18 protein-coding genes and 5 pseudogenes are annotated in these 24,890 nt (G+C 60.0%); 4 read left to right on the forward strand and 19 right to left on the reverse strand.

Going from position 1 to position 24,890, the window contains the following annotated elements:
* The first annotated feature begins 23 nt into the window (after window positions 1–23).
* Complete coding sequence (istB, locus tag I6F33_RS36310) at window positions 24–767, forward strand: IS21-like element helper ATPase IstB (RefSeq protein WP_225145676.1); 744 nt, start codon at window positions 24–26, stop codon at window positions 765–767.
* Between the two features lie 296 nt (window positions 768–1,063).
* On the opposite strand, the pseudogene I6F33_RS36315 reads toward istB, so the two are convergent.
* Window positions 1,064–1,249, reverse strand: a pseudogene (locus tag I6F33_RS36315) (transposase); the annotation flags it as partial.
* A 761-nt stretch (window positions 1,250–2,010) separates the two neighbouring features.
* Between I6F33_RS36315 and I6F33_RS36320 the strand changes: the two are divergent.
* Window positions 2,011–2,273: pseudogene (locus I6F33_RS36320) on the forward strand (IS3 family transposase); the annotation flags it as partial.
* Window positions 2,274–2,691: 418 nt separating this feature from the next.
* On the opposite strand, the pseudogene I6F33_RS36325 reads toward I6F33_RS36320, so the two are convergent.
* From I6F33_RS36325 to I6F33_RS36340, 4 genes and pseudogenes are all read right to left on the reverse strand, one after another.
* Window positions 2,692–3,542: pseudogene (locus I6F33_RS36325) on the reverse strand (efflux RND transporter permease subunit).
* A gap of 1,629 nt (window positions 3,543–5,171) precedes the next feature.
* Entirely contained in the window at window positions 5,172–5,348 is a 177-nt protein-coding gene (locus I6F33_RS36330) for a hypothetical protein (RefSeq protein WP_225145677.1), read from the reverse strand.
* A 432-nt stretch (window positions 5,349–5,780) separates the two neighbouring features.
* On the reverse strand, window positions 5,781–5,996 hold the full coding sequence (locus tag I6F33_RS38720) for a cold shock domain-containing protein (RefSeq protein WP_225145678.1): 216 nt from the start codon (window positions 5,994–5,996) through the stop codon (window positions 5,781–5,783).
* 2,572 nt (window positions 5,997–8,568) lie between these two features.
* Window positions 8,569–8,800, reverse strand: a pseudogene (locus I6F33_RS36340) (transposase); the annotation flags it as partial.
* 229 nt (window positions 8,801–9,029) lie between these two features.
* On the opposite strand from I6F33_RS36340, the pseudogene I6F33_RS36345 reads away from it, so the two are divergent.
* Window positions 9,030–9,465, forward strand: a pseudogene (locus I6F33_RS36345) (FMN-binding negative transcriptional regulator); the annotation flags it as partial.
* A 694-nt stretch (window positions 9,466–10,159) separates the two neighbouring features.
* Window positions 10,160–11,068 (forward strand): TauD/TfdA family dioxygenase, encoded by a 909-nt coding sequence (locus I6F33_RS36350; protein ID WP_225145693.1) that lies wholly within the window; start codon window positions 10,160–10,162, stop codon window positions 11,066–11,068.
* 162 nt (window positions 11,069–11,230) lie between these two features.
* Here I6F33_RS36350 and I6F33_RS36355 read toward each other — a convergent pair whose 3' ends face one another.
* The 14 genes from I6F33_RS36355 to I6F33_RS36420 form a co-directional block, all read right to left on the reverse strand.
* Window positions 11,231–11,473, reverse strand: a complete 243-nt coding sequence (locus tag I6F33_RS36355) for a DUF2274 domain-containing protein (protein ID WP_128931751.1) — start codon at window positions 11,471–11,473, stop codon at window positions 11,231–11,233.
* Between the two features lie 4 nt (window positions 11,474–11,477).
* Window positions 11,478–12,689: a TrbI/VirB10 family protein gene (locus I6F33_RS36360; RefSeq protein ID WP_225145679.1), complete on the reverse strand. Its 1,212-nt coding sequence runs from the start codon at window positions 12,687–12,689 to the stop codon at window positions 11,478–11,480.
* Entirely contained in the window at window positions 12,686–13,717 is a 1,032-nt protein-coding gene (gene trbG / locus I6F33_RS36365) for a P-type conjugative transfer protein TrbG (RefSeq protein WP_225145680.1), read from the reverse strand. The genes I6F33_RS36360 and trbG overlap by 4 nt, the downstream gene beginning before the upstream one ends.
* The gene (trbF, locus tag I6F33_RS36370) at window positions 13,714–14,394 is read right to left on the reverse strand and encodes a conjugal transfer protein TrbF (protein WP_225145681.1); all 681 of its coding nucleotides are present in this window, start codon (window positions 14,392–14,394) and stop codon (window positions 13,714–13,716) included. The genes trbG and trbF overlap by 4 nt, the downstream gene beginning before the upstream one ends.
* 92 nt (window positions 14,395–14,486) lie before the next feature.
* Window positions 14,487–15,713, reverse strand: a complete 1,227-nt coding sequence (gene trbL / locus I6F33_RS36375; protein ID WP_225145682.1) for a P-type conjugative transfer protein TrbL — start codon at window positions 15,711–15,713, stop codon at window positions 14,487–14,489.
* Window positions 15,710–16,081, reverse strand: a complete 372-nt coding sequence (trbK-alt, locus tag I6F33_RS36380; RefSeq protein ID WP_225145683.1) for a putative entry exclusion protein TrbK-alt — start codon at window positions 16,079–16,081, stop codon at window positions 15,710–15,712. The genes trbL and trbK-alt overlap by 4 nt, the downstream gene beginning before the upstream one ends.
* Window positions 16,081–16,812, reverse strand: a complete 732-nt coding sequence (gene trbJ / locus I6F33_RS36385) for a P-type conjugative transfer protein TrbJ (RefSeq protein ID WP_225128611.1) — start codon at window positions 16,810–16,812, stop codon at window positions 16,081–16,083. The genes trbK-alt and trbJ overlap by 1 nt, the downstream gene beginning before the upstream one ends.
* The gene (gene trbE / locus I6F33_RS36390) at window positions 16,809–19,250 is read right to left on the reverse strand and encodes a conjugal transfer protein TrbE (RefSeq protein WP_225145684.1); all 2,442 of its coding nucleotides are present in this window, start codon (window positions 19,248–19,250) and stop codon (window positions 16,809–16,811) included. Before trbE ends, trbJ begins: the two co-directional genes overlap by 4 nt.
* A 10-nt stretch (window positions 19,251–19,260) precedes the next feature.
* On the reverse strand, window positions 19,261–19,524 hold the full coding sequence (locus I6F33_RS36395; protein WP_225128614.1) for a VirB3 family type IV secretion system protein: 264 nt from the start codon (window positions 19,522–19,524) through the stop codon (window positions 19,261–19,263).
* Complete coding sequence (locus tag I6F33_RS36400) at window positions 19,524–19,847, reverse strand: TrbC/VirB2 family protein (RefSeq protein WP_225128615.1); 324 nt, start codon at window positions 19,845–19,847, stop codon at window positions 19,524–19,526. The genes I6F33_RS36395 and I6F33_RS36400 overlap by 1 nt, the downstream gene beginning before the upstream one ends.
* 1 nt (window position 19,848) lies before the next feature.
* Complete coding sequence (gene trbB, locus I6F33_RS36405) at window positions 19,849–20,763, reverse strand: P-type conjugative transfer ATPase TrbB (RefSeq protein ID WP_225145694.1); 915 nt, start codon at window positions 20,761–20,763, stop codon at window positions 19,849–19,851.
* A 230-nt stretch (window positions 20,764–20,993) separates the two neighbouring features.
* Window positions 20,994–22,328, reverse strand: coding sequence for a nitrate/nitrite transporter (locus I6F33_RS36410; protein WP_225128616.1), 1,335 nt, complete (start codon window positions 22,326–22,328; stop codon window positions 20,994–20,996).
* Window positions 22,329–22,463: 135 nt separating this feature from the next.
* A complete protein-coding gene (locus I6F33_RS36415; protein ID WP_225128617.1) occupies window positions 22,464–22,889 on the reverse strand; it encodes a CopG family transcriptional regulator in 426 nt (141 codons plus the stop codon).
* A gap of 5 nt (window positions 22,890–22,894) precedes the next feature.
* Window positions 22,895–24,883: a conjugal transfer protein TraG gene (locus tag I6F33_RS36420; RefSeq protein WP_225145685.1), complete on the reverse strand. Its 1,989-nt coding sequence runs from the start codon at window positions 24,881–24,883 to the stop codon at window positions 22,895–22,897.
* Between the last annotated feature and the right edge of the window lie 7 nt (window positions 24,884–24,890).

A 24,890-nucleotide genomic window follows, 5' to 3' on the forward strand; every position in this document is an offset into this window, starting at 1 on the left:
TACTACAATTAGGAGACCGTCCCTTGCTCACCCATCCGACCCTCGACCGCCTCAACGCCCTCGGCCTCCACGGCATGGCCAAGGCCTTCGCCGACATTGAAGCCGCCGGTGAGGCTGGCAGCCTCGGGCACGCCGAATGGCTTGCGCTGCTGCTCGAACGTGAAGCCTCGCTGCGGCACGACAAACGGCTCGCCACTCGCCTGCGCTACGCCAAGCTGCGCCAGCAGGCATGCGTCGAGGACATCGACTATCGCACCCCGCGCGGTCTCGACCGCCCGCTGTTCGCCAAGCTTGTCGAGGGCCGTTGGATCGACGACCACGTCAATCTCCTGATCTGCGGCCCGGCAGGCGTCGGCAAGAGTTGGCTCGCCTCGGCGCTCGGCCACAAGGCCTGTCGCGACAATCGCTCCGTGCTCTATCAGCGCGTCCCGCGCCTGTTCGACGATCTGGCGCTCGCCCGCGGCGACGGTCGTCACCCACGCCTGTTGCGCAGCCTTGGCCGTGTCGATCTGCTGATCCTCGATGATTGGGGGCTCGAGCCGCTCGATGCCGGCGCCCGTCACGACCTCCTGGAAATCCTCGAAGATCGCTACGGTCATCGCTCCACCATCGTCACCAGCCAGCTCCCCGTGGACCAGTGGCATCTGCTCATTGGAGATCCCACCTATGCCGACGCCGTGCTCGATCGCCTCGTCCACAATGCCCATCGGCTCGACCTCACCGGTGAGAGCCTGCGCCGAACCCGGCAATCCGCCCGAAAGACCTGAGCGCTGTGGACATGCCGCTGCGCTTGGACAACGCAATCGCGTTGCCCACATGCCCACAGCAACCGCAGAAGAAGAAAAAAGGTTGAAGTCGCGATTCCAGATTGACCGCGCGGCTTGACCGATGCCAGAGAACCAGCCGGCCAGAACGCCTCGCCGCTGGGCGAGATCAAATCGGAAAGGTGGGCGACATCGTCTCGGAATCCACGGGCGACTTCATATCGGTACGCCTGGGCGACTTCGTCGGAATCCGCAGCCTATCGCTAGGATCGCCCGCCACGGCCGGAACCGGCAGTACCAAACGCATGCAGTGGACCGGGCGCCTTGGTCGCAGCCAAGACCGGCTCGACCAGCATGGCGCGCGCATAACTGCGGCCGATCTTGCTGATGCGGCCGTGAGGGGCAGCTCCCAGTCCCGACAGCCGCACCCGCGTGTTGAGCCCGAAATCGCTCACCAGCTTCTGCGGGCTGTTGAACCGGCTGATCCTGCAGCGCAGTCCGCGTGATACAATGCGGCCTGCATGTGTCGTGTGTATCGGGCTGCCCGCACCGTGCTTCCGGTGCCTCGGCTTGGACTCCTAGCTGTCGATGCACGCATGTAGCTTCCGGAGCAGCGCGGACGTGCCTCGACGCCTCGAGTGAGTGAGAACCCCACGCTGTCCCTGCTACACGCGCTAGCTGAGGGCGCGGCATCGGCTTCAGCACAAACTCCGAAAAGGCGGCTCGCGCCTAAAAACTCTCGGTTCCAAATGACCCGACGAGAGCTGCGGGCGACACGACAACTACGCATTCGCACTCTTGGCGCAACCGGGCGAGTCGGAGGCGACCAGCCCTAAGTTCTCGGCTCATCGTGTCTGGCAGGAGGTGCGAATGCGACGGGTGATTGGCATTGATGTCCACCGAACCGGGGGAACTGGTGCTGGGTTCAAAACACGATCGACAGCGGAATTGGCTTGCAGCCTTGGAGCCAGTTTAAGGCCGTTTTCCCAATGCTGTTTGCGGATCGTGAGGATGCGTAGTCTAAGCAGGGCCAAATCGATATCTTTGGGCCCGGCGACCTCTCGAACTGATGAGGTCGCCCGTAGCGCCGGCCATGCGGCGTCATTTGCTGTCGCGATCCCGAGGAATGCGTCGGCAACCAGCGAGATATTTGGTGGCGGCGTGAAAGTAGCGTTGTCGCCCAGGTATCATCCATCATCACGAAGCACCCGACTGGTGCGCCAGCACACGAGCGAGCAGTTCCTAGCGCCTGATGGCCGACCATGGCATCGTTTGCAGCATGAGCCGTTCCGGGAAGTGTGGGACGATGCGGCCACGGAGAGCTTCTTCTCTTCTCAAGACCGAACGGACGGCAGGAAAGATCTACAGAACCAGAGACAAGGCACGCGCCGATGGGTTCAGCTAAACTGAAAGATTTTGCAACAATACCCGCAGGGACTCGACCACGCCTATGTCAGCCCGGTTGAGTTCGGACGCAAGACGGGTTTAGCTGAACCCCGTGTCCATTAAACCGGAAAGCTCAGGCGCTTGCTGGACGCGTAAGACCACCGATTTCTCGGGTTCGGAGCTTGCCGGAATGGTGGGCGGGTTGCGAATCGGCGATCGGCAGGCTTCGAGCACTAAGTCGACCGCTGCCCTATCCAGCCCCCAGGCCCCGGGCAGCGTAGGATGGCCGGCGGCGGATGACGTCCACCGGCCATCTGCTCGGACGAGTTGCCCAAGTTCTCTACGAGGAGATTTGTGGTTCATCGTAGCCATCAGAAGCGAAGATGAACCACAAGTCCAAACCGGGCGAAGCGACGGCAGAACAAGTATCGCCTGCGGGTGCGTGATCGCCTCGTAGTCCGACAACTGAACTTCTCCCGCACCGTGTCGATCACCTTGAATTGACCCTGAGATCTCTTCCAGAGTCGAGGTCACCCTTCGCTTATTGCATGGAGGCCCGGTCTTTGCGTGCACCGAAATGTTCCGTGACGAAGACGTGGAAGACGGGCACAAAGAACACAGCGAGGAGCGTTGCTGAAATCATGCCACCGAATACCCCGGTCCCGATGGCGCGCTGGGTTTCGGCGCTAGCGCCGCGGGCAAGCATCAATGGGACCACACCGAGTGGAAAGGCCAGTGAGGTCATTTGGATCGGACGCAATCGAAGCCTGGCTGCTCCGACGACGGCGTTCGTAAGCCCACGCCCTGACTGCGAAGGTTCTTGGCGAATTCGACGATCAGGATCGAGTTCTTGGCCGAAAAACCTATTATAGTAGTAAAGCCGATGGTGAAGAAGACGTCATTTTCGAGCCCGCGCAGATGGGCCGCGAGAACGGAACCGATTATTCCAAGCGACACGACAAGCGTCACCGAGAACGGAATTGACCAGCTCCCGTAAAGCGCAGCCAGCACCAGAAAGACGACCAACATGGAGAGCAAGCAGGATTGGCGCCTGCGAGGCAGATTGCTTTCGTGCAGAGACTGTCCAATCCACTCGACTGTGAAACCTGGGGACAGTTTGAGGCTAGTCTTTCCATTTCCATCATCGCGTCGCCGCTGGCTATCCCGGGTGCAGCCCTTGCCGGCAATGCGCATGGCCGGGTAGCCGTTGGAGCGCACGAACTGGAGGGGACTGGTTTCCATGACCGGTGTGACGAGTTCTGACAAGGACACCGTAGCGCCCGCATTGTTGCTGACGTAAAGCTTGAGCACGTCGTCAACCTGCATGCGGCTCGTCGCATCGCACACGCCGCGCCCCGTATCACCACGGTTGTAGTGCCGGCTTGTCTGCATCCTCGCCAGATATGCTCGGGGCCCGTTTCTACGTGGCTGAGGTGAGCGCCCGTAGTTGCCCAAGCTTGGCGCGGGCAATCGTGTATGTACATGTGCCCATCTCGTGCGGCCATTACCACACCGATAGTGCGCCTTTACGCCGTGGGCCAGCCACCAATCCTGGTAGGCGTCCCATGATCGCTCTTGGCGCTACAATTCCGCAGCCCGTGGGAGCTTGAGACACTCCCGCGAAGGCGAGGGTGGTTAGCGTTGTTATGGCAAGGTTGGCCACTGAAGTTAGTGGGCGTGGTAGGGACAGCGCTTTTTCGGACCAGCACAAGCGCCGAGTCACGTCGGGCTAACTTCACCGGCAGCGTGGGCGCGGCAGGGACAGCGTCGAGTTCTCTTGAGTGAAGGCGCCGAGTCGCACCTGCGTTGCCGTCAATATCAAAGGGGTTAACCCGGTAGTTAGCTATGAAATGGAGGTATGAAACATACGCCGGTCTAGCCGAGATCATTATCGTGCCGGGAGGATGCGCTCTCCTGTTTGATGGTCAGGTTTTAGGCCAGTATATCTCGCCAGTCATCGCAGCAGAAGAGTTAGCGAACGGGAGATGTCATTGGCCGTGGGCTGGAGATCCTACAAAGATGGGTATCCCGCGAGACTTATCTGAGTGGCAAAGCATCCCGTAGCACCACGTCGGCTATGAGCAGCAGTGGTGAAACGCGATCGAGCTCTCACCCAGATTAGCTCGCTACGCGATCTGACGCGATGGGTTCGGATGGACTGTGATCGGTGTTGTGACCGGGCAGGCCGCATGCCAGGGCAACGTCACCTTCACGGGGCTTTTGATGAAGGACGCTGCCGACTTGGCCGACGCGCTGTCTTGGATCTCTACTTTGACAAGCATCGTCGATCGCGCAAGTTATGGCAGGGGCAGACTGCGCCTGTCCTCCAGCCCGCCTTGATCCCCCAAATAGCTGTGGGACGATCTGAAGAGTATCTGTTCGTCGATAGGAACCCGCGCTCGAGTACCGCAACAGTTCACCGTATTCCTCCACGATAAGGCGTTAGGTCCGGGTTGATTCGAGTCGCAATGGACGAGGACGGCACAGTAGAGCTTCGAGCATGCGAATCCTCAACTCGACCAACGCTCGGCTCGTTAAACAGTGCCAACGTTCGCTCGATTAAGTCCGCATGGGGAAGCGCGTCGCAGTCCAGTCGAGTGGCACAAGCGTCGGCGAACCACATGGCGCTAAGACACTATGGCAGCCACTCCCAGAAGAGCGCGCCAATACCATTTTGTCGGATTGAGCAACGAAACGACGGTAAGGCGGAGCCCGATTCTGAAAGCGGCGTCTGCAAAACGAAATCGGCGTCAAGTACGGCGACAAAGGCCGTGGAAAGCCGCAAAGAGTCGTGAGGGCAGCAGCATCAGAGCCCGTAGCGCGTAAGAAACCGACGGAATTGTGCGATCGGGACGCCGGTGAAGATAACGCGTCCAGTACTCCCAATCGCGCAGCCGAGATCTGGCTCTCCTGCGAGAGCTGAAACAATCACGGTGACATTAAAGCGCTGGAGGTGCTGCGCACTTCGACCCAGCGAAGGAGCATCATTGTAGGGCTCCCGATGAAGACTCCGTCGCGGGCTCACGCAAGTTCGGCCTCGAGGTAATTAACTCGATCCGAGAACTCGATCAGCGGCTGGCCGAGCTTAATGTCGAGAGCGAGCAAGTGAAAGCGCGCATCGTCCACCTCGACCGGCAAATCGTGCCGAGCCTGTTCGTCTCTGATCTTCGCTACGCTCAACGCCGGCGTTGTTGGCATGCCTGGAATATACCGATGGCCAATACACGCGGCGTGGCTAGGATCTCGTCAAGATCGTCGACCGCAATACGCTGAGCGTCACCGCGGGCGTCGCCGAATCCGTGTATGATAGTCTTTCGGTCGGCGCCGCCGTCCAGTTTCGGCTGTTTGGGGACGATCGCATTTGTACGAGGTCCGTGCCAAAACGCTGCCGTCAGATGACGCCGTCGTTCTAAACTGGTTCAACATCTTCGATGCTTCATTGAACGATTTTGACCAGGTTTGCGCACGACATCCAGGTGGCACGTCACTACGCCAAAAGGAGTCTTGGAGTTGGCAAGATTCTTCAGAAGATCGACCGTAAATTTTAATGCGCCCTGCAAGGGAAGCGCTCCTGCATCGCCGTTCCGATATCAAATGATAAGCAACGCGTGCTTCAGAAAATACGGCATCTCAATTGATTAGTCTGACCTCGGCGGCTCTGTACTTTGAGCGGCGTTTGTTGAAGCGACGATCGAAAGACACGCGCGTCCCCGGCACCAGATCAGCCCCTGTGCAGTCGCAAAGGTCCGAAATGTGAACGAACAAATCCATGCCGTCGCAGCTGTCGGGTCTGATGAAGCCCCAGCCCTTCTCAACACTGTAGGAGACTGCTGTTCCAGTCTGCATCTCTGATCTAACGTGTGTTCGAGGCTATGGCATGGCCGCTTAGGCGCCGGAGTCGCAAGCCACAGCAAATCGGCGGGGCGGACCAGACGCTCGCGACGCCGAGCCCGCCCCTAACATCGCCGTATCTGGAGCAATACGTGATGGTAACCCTAACCAAGCAAGGGCCGTGCCGAATTGAGAATTGGAGGTTCAGCAGGGACTTCGTAGCGGGCTGCAGGGTCAAGTTGTCGACATTCGTTTGAGAGCTGACGTCCGTCGTCAGACAACTCCTTGAACCAACTGTAACACATCGAGGCAGCGATGCCTTATCGGTGGCAGTCCGAGGCAGCTCGCAATACTGAAGTCGCTTGAGAAGCCGCTTTCTTGAGAGTGAACCAAATCAATGTCCATCGTTCATGGCAGCCGCTCGTCTTGTTAGTTCTTGTGCATGGTGGAATCTGCGCGAAGTTGATGGATGCTAGCGAGGGCAACGATGCGCGTATTCGAGACAACGCAAATTGGCCGGCCCAGGGTATCCGAAGGGCCTGGGAGATTCCAGGCCGAAACGCGACGCATCGAAACGTGAAGGCGCCAGCTTTGAAGTGACAGGGCTTCGTAGGTGCGAGCTCAAATGTTTGAGTATTTTCCTGAAAGCGCAGGTATGATCATCATCATTGGCTGGGAATTTCTTGTTCGAAGCCGCCCTCCGTCTCAGCCAGCTTCCGGAACGTGCGGAGGTCGACACGTCCGCCTGAGGGAGTATCAATATAGTCTATGTCTACTCCCGATCTCTCAAGACACTCCGCCTTACACAGGGCTTCTCTTGCGCTCAAACTTTGAACCGAAAAATGCCTCCGGCTAAACCCCGTTCGATGACACCTAATACTGTAGGACACGGATCCCCCTCCGTTGAGAGCGACAGTATAACCAACTTCCCGCGACAGTGCGACCGGCCATTCTTGGTAGGTCCTTGCGGGCGCGTTTGCGCAATCACCGCGGCTCCTGAGCTTCAAACCGACTTTCTGAAGCAGAACTGTGAGATCCTCTCCAATCAAAGTGCCAGACGTCCGTCGAACTTCATCTGAAGTGAGTCAGAGCCAGTACGCTGGATGGCTACGGCTATCGTCTCAAAGTCCGTCGGACCGGCAGCCGAACGAGAAATGTTGCGATACAGTTGCGCTACGATCCAGGGAATGAGGCAGGAATATTCGCATCACTCCAGTTGACTTCAGCGATTCCCTGCCTGCCAAGGGACGTCGTAGTGAGGTGAAGAACATGGAAGTCCTGCCGCACTGAGCCGAACGCGGGAATGCTGTTCAAACTGCCACCTCATCCCTTTCGATCGGATCAAAGTGGCATAGCGCCCCGTCGGGCCAATCCCGAACCGCTGCACCTAAGGAAATAGCTATGTTGCCATCAGGCGATCCTTGTTGGCCTCCAGAGCGAATCTCAAAGGGGATTGATGCTGTGCGGCAAGGTCGGCGTGAAGGCGCTTACCGAAAGCGTGGCCCGCGCTTGTCATTTGCGCCCCCTCGCATTGCAAGCCCCAAGTGCGCCTCGCCCGCATAAAAGCGGCCCCAGCCAATCGGCGACAGCCGGGGCCGTTGTGCTCTGGCACGGCGGGGGCTATCGGCCAGGGCGCATCAACAATCCAATCCCTTCGCCACAAGTTCGTAAACGATAGCTGCGCCATGAGGCGGCGCTACTTTTGAAGCGCCTACGATCCATTGCCACCTTGATCTCGAAGGTCGCCGCGCAGACCGCTGTACCGCCAATTGCCGATACAGGATCATTTCGATCCATACGTGTACTAACACTGGACGAAGGCGGTTAATCCGGCCCCAGCCGTGAATCAGGACAGGCCGAGGCGGCCTTACTCTCGATGCTGGGGGTTGTGGTCGTGCCAATCCGCCATCTGTTTGTACTCGCGGGCCATCTGCTCGAGCTCGCGCTTCGCTTTCGGATTGCCGGTTAGGGCGGCCTGGTGCCGGCCGAGCAGTTCAAGCGAGCGGTGCGAATAATTCGGCGGGAGATCGGTCTGGCATTCGGCAGAATACCACGCCCTCTCGGGGGCGGTCAGCCGTGTTACAAAGCGAACACTTCTCAGAAGGCCGGGCGAGAAGACCGCAGTCGCGGCCTCAAGACAGCTCCTGGGGCCTGTGCCGCGACGTTCCGCACGATGGGCGCTGCGGCTTGACCTAGCACATCGCGCGCTAACCCGGTGAGGATCTTAGCCGATCGTTAGCAAGAATCTGCAGTTTGCTCTTGGGACGAGCCGTGAGGACATGCACGGCCTTGTGCTCAGGCTCGGGGTCGAGGGTCCGCCAGCCAGCCCCGGAGGGCCTTCCCTCACGCCCCTAACTTTCGATTCACATGTATGGAGTCGGAACCGGTGCACGCCGTAGCGTTGGTGAAACCGGGGCTGGCTGTATTTCACTTAAACCAGGGCTCTCCCTCGCGTCGCGCGCTTACTTCGTTGTCGCGCTGCCGGACCGGGGGGAAGCTTCCTGCATTGCGCAAGGAGCTAACGTCGGCTGGTGGACGCAGGCGCGGAGATCGGCACGCGGCAGATCCCCGGCGTGGACGGCCCCTATCGCTTTTTTGAAAGCAGCTCGCGAAGGGCGGCCGCGTCGAGCATCTGCTCGGCCAGAAGCTTCTTCAGCTTCGCGCTCTCCTCTCCCAGCGCCTCAGGCGCTTGGTCTCAGAGACATCCATGCCGCCGAATTTAGCCTTTCAATTGTAGATCGTCGCTTCGGAGATCCCATGCCTGCGAGCCAGGTCAGCCGTTTCGCCCAAGCCTCATCCTCCTTTAATACCGCGATAATCTGCTCTTCCTGAACCTTGCTCGCCTCATCTGTCCGTCCCTCTTCGGGCCGGACTCTAACTCCTTCGCCTTCTGGAACAAATACTTAGTGGCGGGTCACGTCCAGGACAAATCCGAAAACTTCACGTCAAAAGAGGAAGCGGAGCACCTCTACGGGAGCTACCGAAACTGGCGGTTTTCTAGCTTCTTGACTTGGGTTTTATCTGGACGACAGCCAACGGAGACCCTCTATGTACATACCATCCCACTTTCGAGATGACGACCTCAAGAGCATTCAAGCGACAATCCGCTGCGCCCGATTGGCCAACCTGATCACAGCGACATCAGATGGGCCACTTGCGACGCCTCTTCCGCTCTTCCTCGATGAGAGCGAAGGCAAACACGGCGCTTTACGGGCACCTGGCGAAGGGCAATCCGCAATGGCGCACGGCCCCGATTGGAGAAGCTCTGGCGATCTTTAGTGGCGCAGAGGCTTATGTGACACCATCCTGGTATCCAAGCAAGCGTCAAACTGAACACGTGGTGCCTGCATGGAATTACATCGCGGTCCACGCCCATGGACCGATTGAGTTCTTCGAGGATCCTAAACGCCTGCTTGAGATCGTGACGCGTCTGACGAATATCCATGAGACGTCACGTGCGACGCCCTGGGCCGTCAGCGATGCGCCCGCGGATTTCATTGCCGTCCAGTTGCGTGAAATCGTCGGCGTGCGCATCCCGATCACCATGGTCGAAGGCAAGCGCAAGATGAGCCAGAACCGCCCTGCGCCCGATCGCGTTGGTGTCGCCACCGGCCTAGCGGCGAGCAAACTGGCACAGGACCTGGAAGTTGCAGCTCTTATCCTGGCTCAGGACTGAGACGATAATGTGCATGACCGTGGCCAACAGCGCCGATGGACATTACATCTGCAGCTCTCACACGCTCCAGCGGCATTAGTAGAGATTAACCCGGGCATACAATTACCTCGCGACATTTATTAACCGAACAGTCAGCTCGGGCTTACCGCGCTGTAGACACTTGTCTGTATTCTGACAGAGGCACAATCTCGTGTCAGGTCCAGTACAGCGCGAATATCGAAAGTCCATTCGGCCTTGTGGCTTGCCAGCGCCGCCTGGGTTGGCGCCTCCTGCTGTCCGCTTCGGCTTTCACGGTTCGACATTAGAAGGGGGAGGTCGGTGATCGAGTTTTTTCGTCACTCGGTCCAACCATCGGCTCAGTTCGATGACTCGCGCCGAATACCACGATTCGTTCAGTGCCCATTGGCGGTACATGGTCGTCTTTCGCCTGGCACGATGCTTGCTGAAGATCATTCGCTCCGAGAGGCGAGAGAGAGAAACTGCAAGGGCTTACAAAAGCAACATGAGCACAACGGCTTTGATCGGTGGCGTCATTCCGAGCACCGATGTGGTGAAACGAGCAGCGCGCATCGGCGCCGAAATCAAAAATATCAAGCTATCAGGCGATTTACCGGATCACGCGATCGCTGCGATCAACAGCTTATTGCTCAAGCACAAGGTGATCTTCTTCCGTAATCAAGGACATCTCAATGACGCCGAGCAGGAGCGCTTTGCCGCTCGTCTCGGAAAGTTAGTGCCGCATCCGATGCTTGGTGCCACCAAGGGGATGGCGTCGCTCCTCGAACTGGACTCCACTCGCGGCGGCGGTCGCGCAGACGTTTGGCATACGGATGGGACCTTCGCCGACGCCTATCCCAAGATTTTGGTCCTGCGGGCCGTTGTAATGCCAAGGTTCGGAGGCGACACCGTGTGGTCGAACACAGCTGCCGCTTATCTTGATCTGCCGCCGCCTCTACAACGCCTTGCCGACGGCCTATGGGCCGTTCACAGTAACGTTTTCGATTACGCCGGGATCGCGCGTGTCCGCGAGGTCGACAAGAAGCACTTTGACGAGGTGTTCACCAGAACGGCTTTTGAGACCGAGCATCCCGCTGTACGCGTCCACCCCGAGACAGGCGAGCGGACGCTAGTGCTCGGCGCCTTGGTGAAGCACTTTGTTGGGGTCGGCAAATACGACGGACAAAAGTTGTTCGATCTGTTCCAATCTCACATCACCGCGCCCGAAAACACTGTGCGCTGGACCTGGCTAGAGGGCGATATTGCAATATGGGATAACCGCGCAACGCAGCATTACGCGGTCAACGATTACGGGGACCAGCATCGCGTCGTACGGCGGGCCACGGTCGAGGGTGACGTGCCTGTCAGCGTCGATGGCCGGAGCAGTGTAACGCGCTTCAAGGCGACCGAATAACTGCAGTTGGCCCAGCGCCTCGCGTCTGAAAACCGAGAAAACCTGATAATCGGAGTTGTATCCGGCGCGAACACACCTTTCCGACAAGATATCTCGGCTCTTGGCGCCAGCTCGGCAGCGCCTAGAATTAGCATCGACCAACAGTTTCGGAAACCTTGAGCATCACTGTCCTTCGCCAGCGGCCGGTACGTGGCCTTCACGTTTCAGTTTAGAAAATCCTCGATCCGTGGCCATAAAGCGCGCTAACATGGGAGCGATGAGCTTAGTCGGATCGACCACTTGGCCACCCTGACGCGTAAGCGCTTCCGCATATGCAATGAGATCACGATGCACGGCCGCAGGCAGCTCGGTACTCACTTTGACCGGCTTGTCGTCTGGAAGCTCTCCAATTTTGAGTTTTGGCATGTTGTCACCCTCTATAGGGCGTAAGTATGAGGTCACGATTGACAAGAACACGAACCGGGAAGCCAGGTCGTACAGCCAGAGTGGGCTGGATGTTGAGGCTGCGGCGAACGACCTGCTGTCCGGTCTGATTCAGTGAGTCTGAGGCGCCGTGCCGCAATGCCTGGATGATCGCGCTGTCGTTGCTGTTGGTGTCCGAGCCGGCCCCCAGTTCGGTCCCGACCGCCAGAAACGTCGATAGTGCCGCAGCCTTGAACAGCTCACCCCAGTGATTGTCGACCTGGTCTTCGAGGCCTGCATACCCGGCAGCGTCAGCGCCAGGCCGCCGCTCGAGAACGATGGAACGTCCGTTCGGCATAATCAGCCGGGTCCAGACGAGCAGGACACGGGACTGGCCGAAAGTGACCTGGCTATCGTAGATGCCGATCAGACGCGCTCCCTGAGGGACAAGCAGAGAGCGGCCGGTCGGCGTGTCATAGACATTCTCGGTCACCTGCGCCGTGATCTGGCCCGGCAGGTCCGACCGGATTCCGGTGATCAGGGCTCCCGGAATAACCGTCCCAGCCTGCACGATATACGGTGAAGCCGGCTTGGTGACGCGATCAGGGCTTACCGTGCGACGGTCCACAGAAGCGTTCACGAAGGCAAGCTTGCGGTCCTGACCGTTTTGCGCATTTCCGTCGTCGCCGGTGCTCGTCGCGCTCGCAGGCACGACGCGCTCGTTTCCAACCGCCGCAGCGGCGGGGGGACGCACTTCTCGTCCATTCGCCGAAGCGAATAGATGGCTGATGCGGGCTGCTTCGGTCTCTTGATCCCGGCGCTGCTGTTCTGGATCAGCGCCGATCGTCGGCAACTGGCCTTGGGCCGCAAGGATCGGCCGACCGAGGTCCCCGGGAAGGGGCGGACCCAGTTGCGGGATTGGCTGGCGCGGAATGCCAGTGTAGTCCTTCGGCAGCGCCGTAATACCGTCAGCGACATTGTGATGGTCGGTACTGTAAAGCTCATCGGCCGCCTGGTCTCGAGGGCGATTCTTCTGCAGCGACCACAGCACGGCTCCACCGATGACAAGCAGGGCGACCGCGCTCCCTCCCGCCAGTACTTTCCGTGACAACCGTGTCACGCGCGGGTGCTCCGCTCTCAAGCGGAAGCCCCTGGACTGATCCTCTTGTGTCTCAGGCGGAGCCGCTTGCTCCTGATCGTTCATATTCCGAGTGTTCATGACGACGGTCTCCCATCGGTCCTGACAATACGGACCTTCTGCTGGTGCTCGCCGCCAAGCCGCAGTTCGGCGGCAGCAAACAGCCGATCGACGATCAATACGTTGCCGTAAGCGCGATAATTGACGAGTTCAGTCTTGCCGTCTGGACCGATGACGAAAAGCGGAGGCATCTCGCCCTGCACGATCCCCGCCGGGAATTCGACATAGACCTTGCGGCCATCGTCATATGCGGCGAGCGGCCGCCAGGGAGGACTGTCCCCTTCGATGGCATAGCGGAAGGTGCGCTGCGCCGGGTCCGGAAGAACAGGCTGCGCGACCGAACGCGATCGTTCCCGTGCAGTTTCTGGATAGTACCAAGCAACAGACGGCATGTATGGCCGTTCGCGGGAGCGGAGCTCAATCAAGTAGGTGCGCCGGTCCGTATTGACCACCAAGTTGGTCTCAATCGAAGCTCGGGTCGGCTTGACCAGGATATGGACCCGCCGTGTGTCGCCGCTCCCGCTTTCGGTATCGCCCACGACCCAGCGTACGGTATCTCCGGCCGCGATCGGTCCTGATCCCGTCAACTGCTCTCCCTCCTCGAGCGCGATATCCGTGATCTGCCCCGGTGCGGCGTAAATCTGATAGAGCGCCCCGGGACTGTAGGCGTAGATTTGCGCTGCGTTGAAATAGCCCCGCTTGCGCGGTTCGACCCGGGCTGCGCTGTTTGCCGTCTCTACGCGGCTCACCGGCTCAGCGTCTTCTTTCGCGCCTGACTTGCCGCCGAGAGCAGGCTTCCAGAGAGGTGGAACGTGAAGCGGTCGCGATCTGTCGTCGAGAGCCACTGGCGCCGCCGGCAGCGGAGGAACATCAGCGTCATAGCTGATCTCCGGCGGAATGTAGGTCGCGCAGCCTCCGAGCGCGGACGAACAAAGCAGGAAAGCGGATAGAAATGCACGCTTCGAGCTCACGAACTCGGGCCAAGCCGAGCCGAGCCTGCTTTGCTGGAGGGAACGCTTCGAATGAACGTCAAATGGCATCTTGGTCACTGGCTCAACTCCTTTGACCAGTTGATGGCGCGGACGTAGACGCCAAGGGGGTTCTTGCGCAGGCGTTCGGCATCGCGGGGTGTCTCGATCACGATCGAGAGAATTGCGGTCCAACGCTCAGTCGCGCTCAACGAGCCGTTGTCGTAGATGCGCTGGGTCCAGGCGACTCGAAAGCTCTCCGAAGACGCGCGAATGACGCTTGAGACGTCCACTGAGATTTGTGCCTTGCCCAGCTTGGCAAAGGGGTCATTGTTGCGCGCATAGTCGTTCAGTGCAGCCGCGCCACGATCCGTCGTAAAATCATAGGCCCGGAGCCAATTCTGGCGCAGAACGATACTGTCTGCCGGCAAACCTCTGACGTCCTCGATGAAGCGCGCCAGATGGTAGGCTATCTGAGCGTCAGTAGGTTGATAGTCGATGTTGGCCGGCGCAACCCTTGCTTGACCGAGATGATCGACCTCAACTACCCAGGGCGTGATCGAGCCTTGGCTCGATTGCCAGACAAGGCTGCCAGCGAGACCGGCAGACAACATCAAACAGCCGAACGCCATCAGGCGCCAGTTCTTAGCTTGCACGCGCGCTGATCCAATGCGTTCGTCCCAAACCTGAGCGGCCTTTTGATAAGGCGTAATCGGCTCGGGCATGCGCCCGTAGTGAACTGTTGGTCGTTTGAACATCGATGGGTGCCCCTGATATCGAGTGATCGGTTTCAAGTGTGCGATAGAAGGATTTGAGGCGCTGCTGTGCGGCGGAGGTGTAGTGGTGCGTCTCAGCGTTCTCCTTCGGACAAATCGACGGAAGAGCCGCTGCCACCATGATCGCCCGAGCGGACGGCGTGGCCAGCAGCCGAGGCACCGTGCTGAATGATCTGAGCACGCTTCATGCGGCGAGCCCAATCAGGCTGCCCGTCGGCCGGAGCGCTCGCGCCCTGGTCGCCCGCTTGGCTACCTCCGAAGGTAGCCGCTGCCCGGCGCAATGGACTCCACGCAGCCGAAGCGCCAGCCTCCGCGACGCCGGCAAGGCCGCCGCTTCGATAGGCGGCTGTTGCTCCGCTTATGACAGCGCCGCCACCGCGCGCGGCGCCTGCAACCGCACCGCCAGCGAGACCGGCACCGCCAGCGGCAAGTCCCGCGCCAGCTGCAACAATGCCGCCAGCAGCAAGGCCTGTTCCAATCGCGGCGCCGGCGCCAAGTTGAGGTCCGCCCGACACTAGGCCGTTTGCGATACCCGGACCGAAGATGCCGAGGCCCAGCAAGGAAAGCGCCGCGAGCACCAGTGTCATCGCGTCTTCGATGGTCGGCTGTGCACCGCCGAAACCTGCGGTGAACTGCGAGAACAGGGTGGAGCCGATGCCGACGATGACGGCCAGGACCAGGATCTTGATGCCGGAAGATATGACGTTGCCCAGAACGCGCTCCGCCGCGAAGGCAGTCTTGCCAAACAAGCCAAAGGGAATGAGCACGAAGCCGGCCAGCGTCGTGAGCTTGAATTCGATCAGGGTGACAAAGAGCTGGATCGCCAGAATGAAGAAGGCGAGCAGCACCACAATCCAGGCGAATAGGAGAACGACGATCTGGACGAAATTCTCGAAGAAGCTGATGTAGCCCATCAGGTTGGAGATCGAATCAAGCAATGGTCGACCGGCATCGAGGCCGACTTGGGCGATCTTTCCCGGTCGCAGGAAATCTGCCGCGGAGAGGCTTGCGCCCGATGCTTTCAGTCCAAGACCGGCGAAACTCTCGAAGACGGTGCGCGCCAAGCTGTTCCAGTTGCCGATCAGGTAGGCAAAGACGCCTACGAAGAGCGTTTTCTTGACGAGGCGCGCGATGATGTCCTCGTCCGTTCCCCAACTCCAGAACAACGCTGCGAGCGTAATGTCAACCGCAGCAAGGGTCGTTGCGAGATATCCGACCTCGCTCCCCAGCAGCCCGAAGCCGTTATCGATATAACGCGTGAACGTTTCAAGGAACTGGTCAATGATCCCCGTACCAGTCATGGCTTGCTCGCCTCAGGCATCGCCGGTCCCGGATAACCTTGCGGCATCCGGCTCTGATCCTTTCGGGTGGACGCCAAGCCTGCGGTGGAATCGTCTTGGCCAGGATCTGCGGGAACGTTCTTCCTGCCCAAGAAGCGGCGCCGGTTTTCGGCCCAAATCTGCTGGCAATGCCGATAACCTGCTGTTTCCTCAGCAGTGACGCTGCGGCAGCGTGCGAGATCAGGGTTGGCTGCATCTGTCGTCCGCTCCGTCTTCGGCAGCGCGGGCGACTCGTCACTACCGCGAAGCTGAATCGTGCAGGCTGTGACCACCAAAACGCCGATTGTCGTCAGCAGCGACAACGCCTTGAATGCCCGAATGTCCGTCATCAGTGGAACATCTGCACGCTGGATGATTGATAACCCTGCCCTGGCGTAAGAAACCGTCGAAGCTGCTCGCGGCCCTGGTCCTGGGCCGAGGCGCGTTGCGCTGCTTCAAGGCTTTGCGCCCTGCCCTGCGCCGTCACGACAGCGGTGAGGTCGGCGAGCTGCTGCGCGTTAAGCGCGAGAATCTGGTTACCAGCTTGTGTTGCCTGCAGAGCGCCGCTTGCGCCCTGGCTAGACATGACGAGCGCGGAGGTCTGGACACGGTTGGTGTCGAGATTGCCAACGATGCCGGCCTGGACGCGAAGCGCGTCTTGCGTTGCGGCATAGGAATTCTGCCAACGCGATTGAGCATTGGAGATCAGTAACTGGTTCGATTGGCTGCTGGTCGCTGGCGCGTAGCTGGTCGAGAACGCGCGATCGATCTGATCGACGTCGTAGGCGATCCGCTGGGCCTGGGCCAGCAATTGCTGGGTCCGCTGGATCGAGGATTGCAGTTGGCGCAGGGATGAATACGGCAGGTTTGCCAGATTCTTTGCCTGATTGATCAGCATCTGCGCCTCGTTCTGCAACGAGGTGATCTGGTTGTTGATCTGCTGCAGCTCACGGGCGGCAGTCAGGACGCTCTGGACGTAGTTGTTGGGATCGAAGACGATCCACTGCGCCCGCGCGGGCACCCTGAGGTCGAGCATCAGCGCGACCATGCCAGCGGCCGCCAATAGGCCAAGACGCCTCATACCGATTTCTCCAGATTGACGAGATTGGGGATCAGGTCGAGGGCCCAGGCGACGCCACGGTGCTGTAGCCAGGCCGGCACGAAGCCGTCAGGTCCATGTTCGGCGAGGAGTTGCGAGATGGCTGCCTGGTCTGTCTTGGAAGAGGCTGCGGTAAAGGCCAGAGCGACCTCGCCAAGGCCAAGTTCGAACATCCGGTTGCCGCGGCGAGATTGGCAGTAGTAGTCGCGCTTGGGCGTAGCGCGGCTCAGAAGCTCGATCTGGCGGTCATTGAGGCCAAAGCGGCGATAGATCGCTGTGATTTGCGGCTCGATCGCCCGCTCGTTCGGCAGCAACAGCCGCGTTGGGCAGCTTTCGATGATCGCCGGCGCGATTGCGGACCCGTCAATATCCGAAAGCGATTGGGTCGCAAAGATAACGGACGCATTCTTCTTGCGAAGCGTCTTCAGCCATTCCCGGAGCTGGCCGGCAAAATCTTCGTCATCGAGGGCAAGCCAGCCTTCATCGACAATAAGTAGTGTAGGCCGACCGTCGAGGCGGTCCCCGATGCGATGGAAGAGATACGCCAGCACGGTCGGCGCAGCACTCGTTCCGATCAAGCCTTCGGTCTCAAACGCCTGGACCGACGCCTCGCCGAGATCTTCGAATTCGGCATCGAGCAAGCGCCCGGAAGGTCCGCCCAGGCAGTATGGTTGCAGGGCGCGCTTCAGGGAGTTCAATTGAAGAAGGACTGACAGGCCCGTGAGGGTGCGTTCCTCCCTCGGCGCCGAAGCGAGAGATGTTAGCGCCGACCACAGATGATCCTTGACCTCAGGGGTGATCTCGATCTTTTCCCGTGCCAGGATCGCGCCGATCCATTCCGTCGCCCACCCTCGCTCGGAAGGATCGTCGATCCAGGCCAAAGGTTGCAGCGCGACTGGGTTTTCGTCCCCGTCAGACAATGCACCGCCGAGATCATGCCAGTCGCCACCCATGGCGATCGCGGCCGCCCGGATCGAACCGCCGAAATCGAAGGCAAAGACCTGCGAATTCGGGTAACGACGGAACTGTAGCGCCATCAGGGCAAGCAGGACCGACTTGCCGGCTCCAGTCGGTCCCACTACTAGCGTATGGCCGACATCGCCGACGTGGAGCGAGAATCGGAAGGGCGTCGATCCCTCGGTCTTGCCGAACAGAAGCGGCGGACCCTTGAAGTGCAGATCCCTCGCCTCGCCGGCCCAAACAGCCGACATCGGAATCATATGGGCGAGGTTGAGGGTCGAAATCGGAGGCTGCCGCACATTGGCGTAGACGTGCCCGGGCAGACTGCCGAGCCAGGCTTCGACGGCGTTCACGGTCTCGATTATGCAGGTGAAATCGCGGCCCTGTATGACCTTCTCGACCAGCCTCAGCTTTTCATCGGCAGTGTTGGGATCGCGGTCCCAGACAGTGATGGTCGCCGTAACAAAGGCTTGTCCGATCTGATCCGACCCCAGTTCCTGCAACGCTGCGTCGGCATCAAGCGCCTTGTTGTGGGCGTCGGTATCGAGCAGCGTCGACGCCTCGTTCGTCATGACCTCCTTGAGAATGGCGCCAATCGACTTTCGTTTGGCAAACCACTGCCGCCGAATCTTGGTCAGCAGTTTGGTGGCGTCGGTCTTGTCGAGCATGATTGCGCGCGTCGACCAACGATACGAGAATGCCAGACGATTCAGATCGTCCAGGATACCCGGGGTCGTCGCACCCGGAAAGCCGACAATCGTCAAGACCCGAATATTGGCTGAGCCCAACATCGGCTCTAGCCCGCCGGTCAGCGGCTGGTCGGACAACAGCGCGTCGATGTACATCGGAATTTCAGGCACGCGAACGCGGTGACGCTTGGTCGAGATCGTCGAGTGCAGGTAGGTCAGCGTGTCCTGATCATCGAGCCACGCGCATTCCGGCATAAATCCTTCAACGAGCTGCAGCACACGGTTGGTTTGGTCGATAAATCCGCGGAGCACCTCGCGGGCGTCTGCTCCCACAGTCCGATCGCGTCCCTCATAGAGCAGGCGCTCTGCCCTGGCGGCTCCCTCTTCGGGTGGCAGATAGAGGAAGGTCAAGAAGTAGCTGGACTCGTAGTGGGCACTCGCCTCTTCGAACTGAGCCCTTCGTTCCGCATCGACCAGCGCTGACGCGATGTCGGGAAAGACGTTAGGCGGGTACGCCCCCGCAAAGTGACGCTGCGCCTCAACGAACACGGCGCAGCCCGATCCCAGGCGACGCACGGCGTTGTTCAGACGGCTGGCGACGGCTACAAGCTCAGCCGGCACCGCGCTGTCGAGGTCAGGCCCCCGGAACTTTGCTGTCCGTTGGAACGAGCCGTCCTTGTTCAGGATGATTCCCTCGTCGACGAGGGCTGCCCAGGGCAGGAAGTCGGCGAGGCGCGCGCTGGAATGACGATATTCGGCAAGGTTCAACATGACCGATAACTCAAAGATTGAGATGACTGGGAATGCGCAGATGTCGGCGCACCACATCGACGAATGCGGGGTCGCGCTTGGCGGCCCAGACGGCGGCCATGTGGCCGATGAACCAGAGGACAAGTCCCGCGATCCACAGCCGAAGTCCGAGCCCAAGGGCTGCCGCAAGCGTGCCGTTCACGATTGCAACTGATCGCGGCGCGCCGCCCATCAGGATTGGCTCAGTGAGCGCGCGGTGAACGGGCACGGCAAAGCCTGTGAGGGGTTCATCCATCAGATAACCACGCCGCCGCCGAAGGAGAAGAACGAAAGGAAGAAGCTCGAGGCGGCAAACGCGATCGACAGACCGAACACGATCTGAATCAACCTGCGGAAACCACCCGACGAGTCCCCAAACGCGAGCGTGAGACCGGTCACCACGATGATGATGACGGCGATGATCTTGGCGACCGGTCCCTCGACCGACTGCAAGATCTGGTTGAGTGGCTGCTCCCAGGGCATGTTCGAGCCAGCCGCCCATGCTGGCTGAACTGCCAAGACCACCGTGCCGAAGGCGGCCAACGATGCACCTCGAAGAAAGCGAAATTGCTGACGCATGTCAGTCTCCTGCTGATGAAAGGTCGTAGTCGCCGGCGGCCCCTAGCCCGGTGACGAGGGCAAGCTCGGCGAGGCGACGGCCGGCGCCGCGCCCTGCCAGCACGGCGATAACGTTGATGGTCTCGGCGATCAGGGCCCGCGGAACCGTGATGACGGCTTCCTGGATGAGCTGCTCGAGCCGCCGCAGTGCGCCGAGCGCGGTGCCCGCATGAATAGTGCCGATGCCACCGGGATGACCGGTGCCCCAGGCCTTGAGCAGATCGAGTGCTTCCGCACCGCGCACCTCGCCAACCGGAATACGATCAGGACGCAGTCGCAGCGAGGACCGAACGAGATCGGATAGCGTAGCCACGCCATCTTTGGTCCGCAGCGCCACGAGATTGGGCGCTTTGCATTGGAGTTCGCGCGTGTCTTCGATCAGAACGACCCGATCGGCGCTCTTTGCTACCTCGGCCAAGAGGGCATTCGTCAGCGTTGTCTTGCCGGTCGATGTCCCACCGGCGACGAGGATGTTCTTCCTTGCGTCGACCGCGCCTCTCAGGATCTTGGCCTGCTCCGAGGTCATGATCCCCCTGGCGACGTAGTCGTCAAGCGTAAACACGGCGGCGGCGGGCTTGCGGATAGCAAAGGCCGGTGCTGCAACGACCGGAGGCAAGAGACCTTCGAAGCGCTCGCCGGTCCCTGGCAATTCGGCCGAGACCCGTGGCGAACCGGCATGCACCTCGGCACCCACGTGATGCGCTACCAGGCGAACAATGCGTTCGCCATCCGCCGCGGACAGAGTTTCGCCTGTGTCGATCAGACCATCCGACAACCGATCGATCCACAGCCGCCCATCTGGGTTGAGCATCACCTCGACGATCGCTTCGTCTTCGAGGTAGCCGGCAATCGCGGAGCCAAGCGCGCTACGCAGCATTCGCGCACCGCGTGAGCTCGCTTCGGATTGAATGGAATGGATTGCCACTGTTCGCCCCCACCGAATGAGAGCGTCCTCAGACTCCCTCATATGGGGAGGATTAGAAAAGGCACCAATGGACTTGGCGCAACAAGCGCTTTCGGTGATCGTAGGCTGGCGTAGAAAAAGAAAGACTGAGAAACCGATATTTGACGGCTACTTAATCTTATCCGCTCGCCGCGAATTGCTGCTCACCACTCCGCATCATCATCCGCTGGCAGGAGGATGACCGAGTCCTCATAGAGCCGAACTGTCTCGACAGCGTAGGAAACATCGGTCGGCTCGAAGAAGACGATTGAACTTATCCATGAAGCGACGGATCGGCGCCAAGGCAGCGCGAACCAGACCAACGCTGCGATCTGCAGTGCTATGTAGAGACCGAACGCGACTTGATAAGCTTGGACGGGCCTACGGCCATCATTCGCAGACCATTGCTCCAGGATAAGACCTGTCGCGTATTGTGCCAGAAAGGCCCAACCAAAGTGCAAAACGTTCAAGGCGCCGTTCGCACGACCGGCAAGCTCCGGCGGAAAGTAATCCAGTATCACCGCGAAGCTCACCACGGTTGCCGTTCCGACAATTGCGACAACGGACCAGGGCAAGACGGATGGCAGAGGCGCTCGCAAGATCAAAGCAAACTCAGCTGCGATAAATAGCGCTGCAACCAGCGCCAATACTGTTTCCGCCCCAATTCCCCTTCGTTTGATGCAATGGACCGTCATACCGAATAACCAAGCGCCACCGCTAAGTACGATCGACATCATGAAAAGCTGTCTGACGAGACTTGCGCGATCAAGCCCCTCCACGTCGGCCAGCCATAGCGATGCCCACAATCCCTGCAGGGACCAGGCCGATCCAATGCAAGTCGCCGACAACGGGGCCATTCGCCAAAAGCGGCAATCGCCGAAAACGGAGCTAAGGGTCGCGGGGGTTGACGCCATAGACGAGACAATGCCTCGTTCGGGTACCACGACATAGATGAGAGCGGCCGTCACACCGGTAGCCGCCGCCAAGACCTCAAAGAGTTGCCGCCAGCCCATCCAAGCCAGCAGATGTTCGACGGGAGCCGTAGCGGTCACCGCTCCTAGCGAGCCCAGCATGACCATATAGCCGTTCAGCAAGGCAACGCGTTCCCTGGGGAACCAAAGGATCATGGATTTCAGTCCAGCCGTCAGCGCCGCCGCGAGGCCGAGCCCGATCATTGCACGTGCGATCAAAAGTGACAGGAAGCCGGTCGATACCGCAAACAGCCAAGCGCCCACTGCTGCGAGCAAGAGCAAAACACTCTGTACGCGGCGAGGACCAAAGCGGTCCAACGATATGCCGACGGGGATCTGGGCCGCCGCGAAAACAAGGAAATAGACCGACGTAAGCAACCCGAGGTCGGCAGTCCCAAGCCCGGTATCCGAGCTGAGACGACTGGCGATCAAAGCGTTGATCGTACGATACAGATACGAAAGATAGTATCCGACCGCAAACGGGAGAAATACGCGCGCGGTGAGGCGCCATGCCCCGGAAATCTGCATGCTGGCCCCTCTTGCTGTCAGCTGGTGCAAGCCGATAGCGTGACCAGCTTTTCGTTAGTTCAGCTAAATCACTGCGGGCGTAAGTTAGCGAACAAAAAGAAGGGAACGGCGAAACGGTCTTTCTCCATGATTCAATTAAGCTTCTTCGACCGGTTCCTGACGGCGAATATCTTCCGGAATCTCGCGCAGAAAGCTTTGCCCCTTTTGCAAACGGCGCCCTAGCGCCTCGACAAATCCTTCAAAGCGCTCCCTTCCCTTTACTTGCGCGGCCGCCTGCGCGTCGTTGGGCAACGGTGGCGTGATCGTCAGCCAGAAACGGATGAAGAGAGCCAAGGTCTCAGCCGCCAAACCAACGTCACGCTCGAGCCTCTGCATCTGACGCGACAACCGATCCAGGCGCCGGGTAAACGCCGCCTCCCGTCTGTCCGCGCCGTCCGGTGACAAAAATGAAGCGACAGCCGCTTCTACGATCGCGGACCGGGAAAGCTTCTTGCGATCGGCGAGTTCCGAGATCTGTTTCAGAAGCTCTGGCGGAAAATAGACGTTCATCCGGTCGCGCATACTGCTCAGAGCTCCATACCGTCATTAGGGTCCATGGCGACTTGACGGGCGACACCACGGAGCTGTTGGCGTATAACCCGGGACTGCCGGACCGTGTCCTCGTCATCATCAAGAACGGCGGCGAATTCCTCTGCCGGCGTTGGTTCGGTCGTCTCCTTGGCGATCGCGATGTGATCGGGGAGTTCGGGCTCACGACGGAGCCCGCTGTTTGCTGTGTCTTCCTCGGCCTCCGCAGCTTTGGCAGTTGGACCTCCAGTTGGTTTCAGCACTTGGAGCGCTGACCATCCGTCCGTTCGCGATGATCGGCCGGCTGTCCCAGGATCGGGCGGCGGCAGAACCCGCTCGGTGAATCGCCGATCCTCGTAGTAGCGGACCTTGTTCGCCCGGATCGGCGCCGTCCCTGCCACCATGACGATCTCGTCTGCCGGCGGAAGCTGCATGACTTCGCCTGGGGTCAGCAGCGGCCTCGCAGTTTCCTGCCGTGAGACCATCAGGTGCCCAAGCCATGGGTTCAACCTGTGCCCGGCGTAGTTCTTCATCGCGCGCATCTCGGTCGCCGTGCCTAGCGCGTCGGAGACCCGCTTGGCGGTCCGCTCATCATTAGTCGCGAAGCTGACCCGGACGTGGCAGTTATCGAGGATCGCGTTGTTAGGCCCGTAGGCCTTCTCAATTTGATTGAGCGACTGCGCAATCAAGAAACTCTTGATGCCGTATCCTGCCATGAAGGCGAGCGCGGACTCGAAAAAATCAAGCCGACCGAGTGCCGGGAACTCGTCGAGCATCATCAGGACTCGATGCCGGCGGTCGCGGGCGTGCAAATCTTCGGTCAGGCGCCGGCCGATCTGGTTCAGCACCAGGCGGATCAGCGGCTTGGTCCGCGAGATATCGGAGGGCGGCACCACGAGATAAAGCGTCGTGGGACGGCTATCTGCGATCAGATCGGCAATCCGCCAATCGCAGCGGCGGGTTGCTTGGGCCACGACAGGATCGCGGTACAGCCCGAGAAACGACATCGCGGTGGATAGGACGCCAGAACGTTCATTCTCCGACTTGTTGAGCAGCTCGCGCGCGGTCGAGGCGACCACTGGATGCGCACCCTGCTCGCCAAGGTGCGTCGTGGTCATCATGGCCTTCAACGTTGCCTCGATCGGCCGCTTCGGGTCGGACAGAAAGGAGGCGACGCCGGCTAGGGTCTTGTCCACCTCCGCGTAGAGAACATGGAGGATGGCGCCGACCAGGAGCGAATGGCTCGTCTTCTCCCAATGGTTCCGCTTGTCGAGCGATCCTTCGGGGTCGACGAGAACGTCGGCCACGTTCTGGACATCGCGAACTTCCCATTCGCCGCGCCGGACCTCGAGCAGCGGATTGTAGGCTGAGGACTTTGGGTTGGTGGGGTCGAACAGTAGGACGCGGCCATGTCGCGAGCGAAAGCCGGCCGTCAGTTGCCAGTTCTCACCTTTGATGTCGTGCACGATGGCCGAGCCCGGCCAGGCCAGCAACGAGGGAACGACTAGGCCAACACCCTTACCGGACCGAGTGGGCGCAAAACACAAGACGTGCTCCGGTCCGTCGTGGCGGAGGTAGTGCCGGTCGAGCTTGCCGAGCACCACACCATCCTGACCGAGAAGTCCGGCCGCTCGAACCTCCTCCAGACCAGCCCAGCGCGCCGAACCATAGGTCTCGACATTCTTGGCTTCACGCGCGCGCCACACCGACATGCCGATCGCCACCGCGATCGAAACAAAGGTTCCCGACGCCGCGATGAAGGCACCCTCGAGAAAGATTTGTGGCGCGTAGGCATCGTAAACGAACCACCACCAGAAGAACACTGGCGGGTAGTAAATCTTGAAGCCCCACAGTTCGAACCAGGGCCGCCCAAGCTCCGGTTGCCAGGCGAGCCGCCAGGCCGTCCACTCGGTTGCTCCCCAGATGGCCAGCAAGACGATCAGGCCGACAACGATCACCTGTCCCCAGAGGATTTTGGTTCCGGACATCCCGAAC

This window comes from Bradyrhizobium sp. BRP20 (assembly GCF_020194215.1).
GTDB classification, from domain to species: Bacteria; Pseudomonadota; Alphaproteobacteria; order Rhizobiales; family Xanthobacteraceae; genus Bradyrhizobium; species Bradyrhizobium yuanmingense.

Excerpts from the sequence above, each read along its gene's own strand:
- I6F33_RS36330 (WP_225145677.1), bottom strand. The coding sequence starts at position 5,348 with ATGCCAACAACGCCGGCGTTGAGCGTAGCGAAGATCAGAGACGAACAG.
- I6F33_RS38720 (WP_225145678.1), bottom strand. The coding sequence starts at position 5,996 with ATGCAGACTGGAACAGCAGTCTCCTACAGTGTTGAGAAGGGCTGGGGC.
- I6F33_RS36350 (WP_225145693.1), top strand. The coding sequence starts at position 10,160 with ATGAGCACAACGGCTTTGATCGGTGGCGTCATTCCGAGCACCGATGTG.
- I6F33_RS36355 (WP_128931751.1), bottom strand. The coding sequence starts at position 11,473 with ATGCCAAAACTCAAAATTGGAGAGCTTCCAGACGACAAGCCGGTCAAA.
- I6F33_RS36360 (WP_225145679.1), bottom strand. The coding sequence starts at position 12,689 with ATGAACACTCGGAATATGAACGATCAGGAGCAAGCGGCTCCGCCTGAG.
- trbF (WP_225145681.1), bottom strand. The coding sequence starts at position 14,394 with ATGTTCAAACGACCAACAGTTCACTACGGGCGCATGCCCGAGCCGATT.
- trbL (WP_225145682.1), bottom strand. The coding sequence starts at position 15,713 with ATGACTGGTACGGGGATCATTGACCAGTTCCTTGAAACGTTCACGCGT.
- trbK-alt (WP_225145683.1), bottom strand. The coding sequence starts at position 16,081 with ATGACGGACATTCGGGCATTCAAGGCGTTGTCGCTGCTGACGACAATC.
- trbJ (WP_225128611.1), bottom strand. The coding sequence starts at position 16,812 with ATGAGGCGTCTTGGCCTATTGGCGGCCGCTGGCATGGTCGCGCTGATG.
- trbE (WP_225145684.1), bottom strand. The coding sequence starts at position 19,250 with ATGTTGAACCTTGCCGAATATCGTCATTCCAGCGCGCGCCTCGCCGAC.
- I6F33_RS36395 (WP_225128614.1), bottom strand. The coding sequence starts at position 19,524 with ATGGATGAACCCCTCACAGGCTTTGCCGTGCCCGTTCACCGCGCGCTC.
- I6F33_RS36400 (WP_225128615.1), bottom strand. The coding sequence starts at position 19,847 with ATGCGTCAGCAATTTCGCTTTCTTCGAGGTGCATCGTTGGCCGCCTTC.
- trbB (WP_225145694.1), bottom strand. The coding sequence starts at position 20,763 with ATGCTGCGTAGCGCGCTTGGCTCCGCGATTGCCGGCTACCTCGAAGAC.
- I6F33_RS36410 (WP_225128616.1), bottom strand. The coding sequence starts at position 22,328 with ATGCAGATTTCCGGGGCATGGCGCCTCACCGCGCGCGTATTTCTCCCG.
- I6F33_RS36415 (WP_225128617.1), bottom strand. The coding sequence starts at position 22,889 with ATGCGCGACCGGATGAACGTCTATTTTCCGCCAGAGCTTCTGAAACAG.
- I6F33_RS36420 (WP_225145685.1), bottom strand. The coding sequence starts at position 24,883 with ATGTCCGGAACCAAAATCCTCTGGGGACAGGTGATCGTTGTCGGCCTG.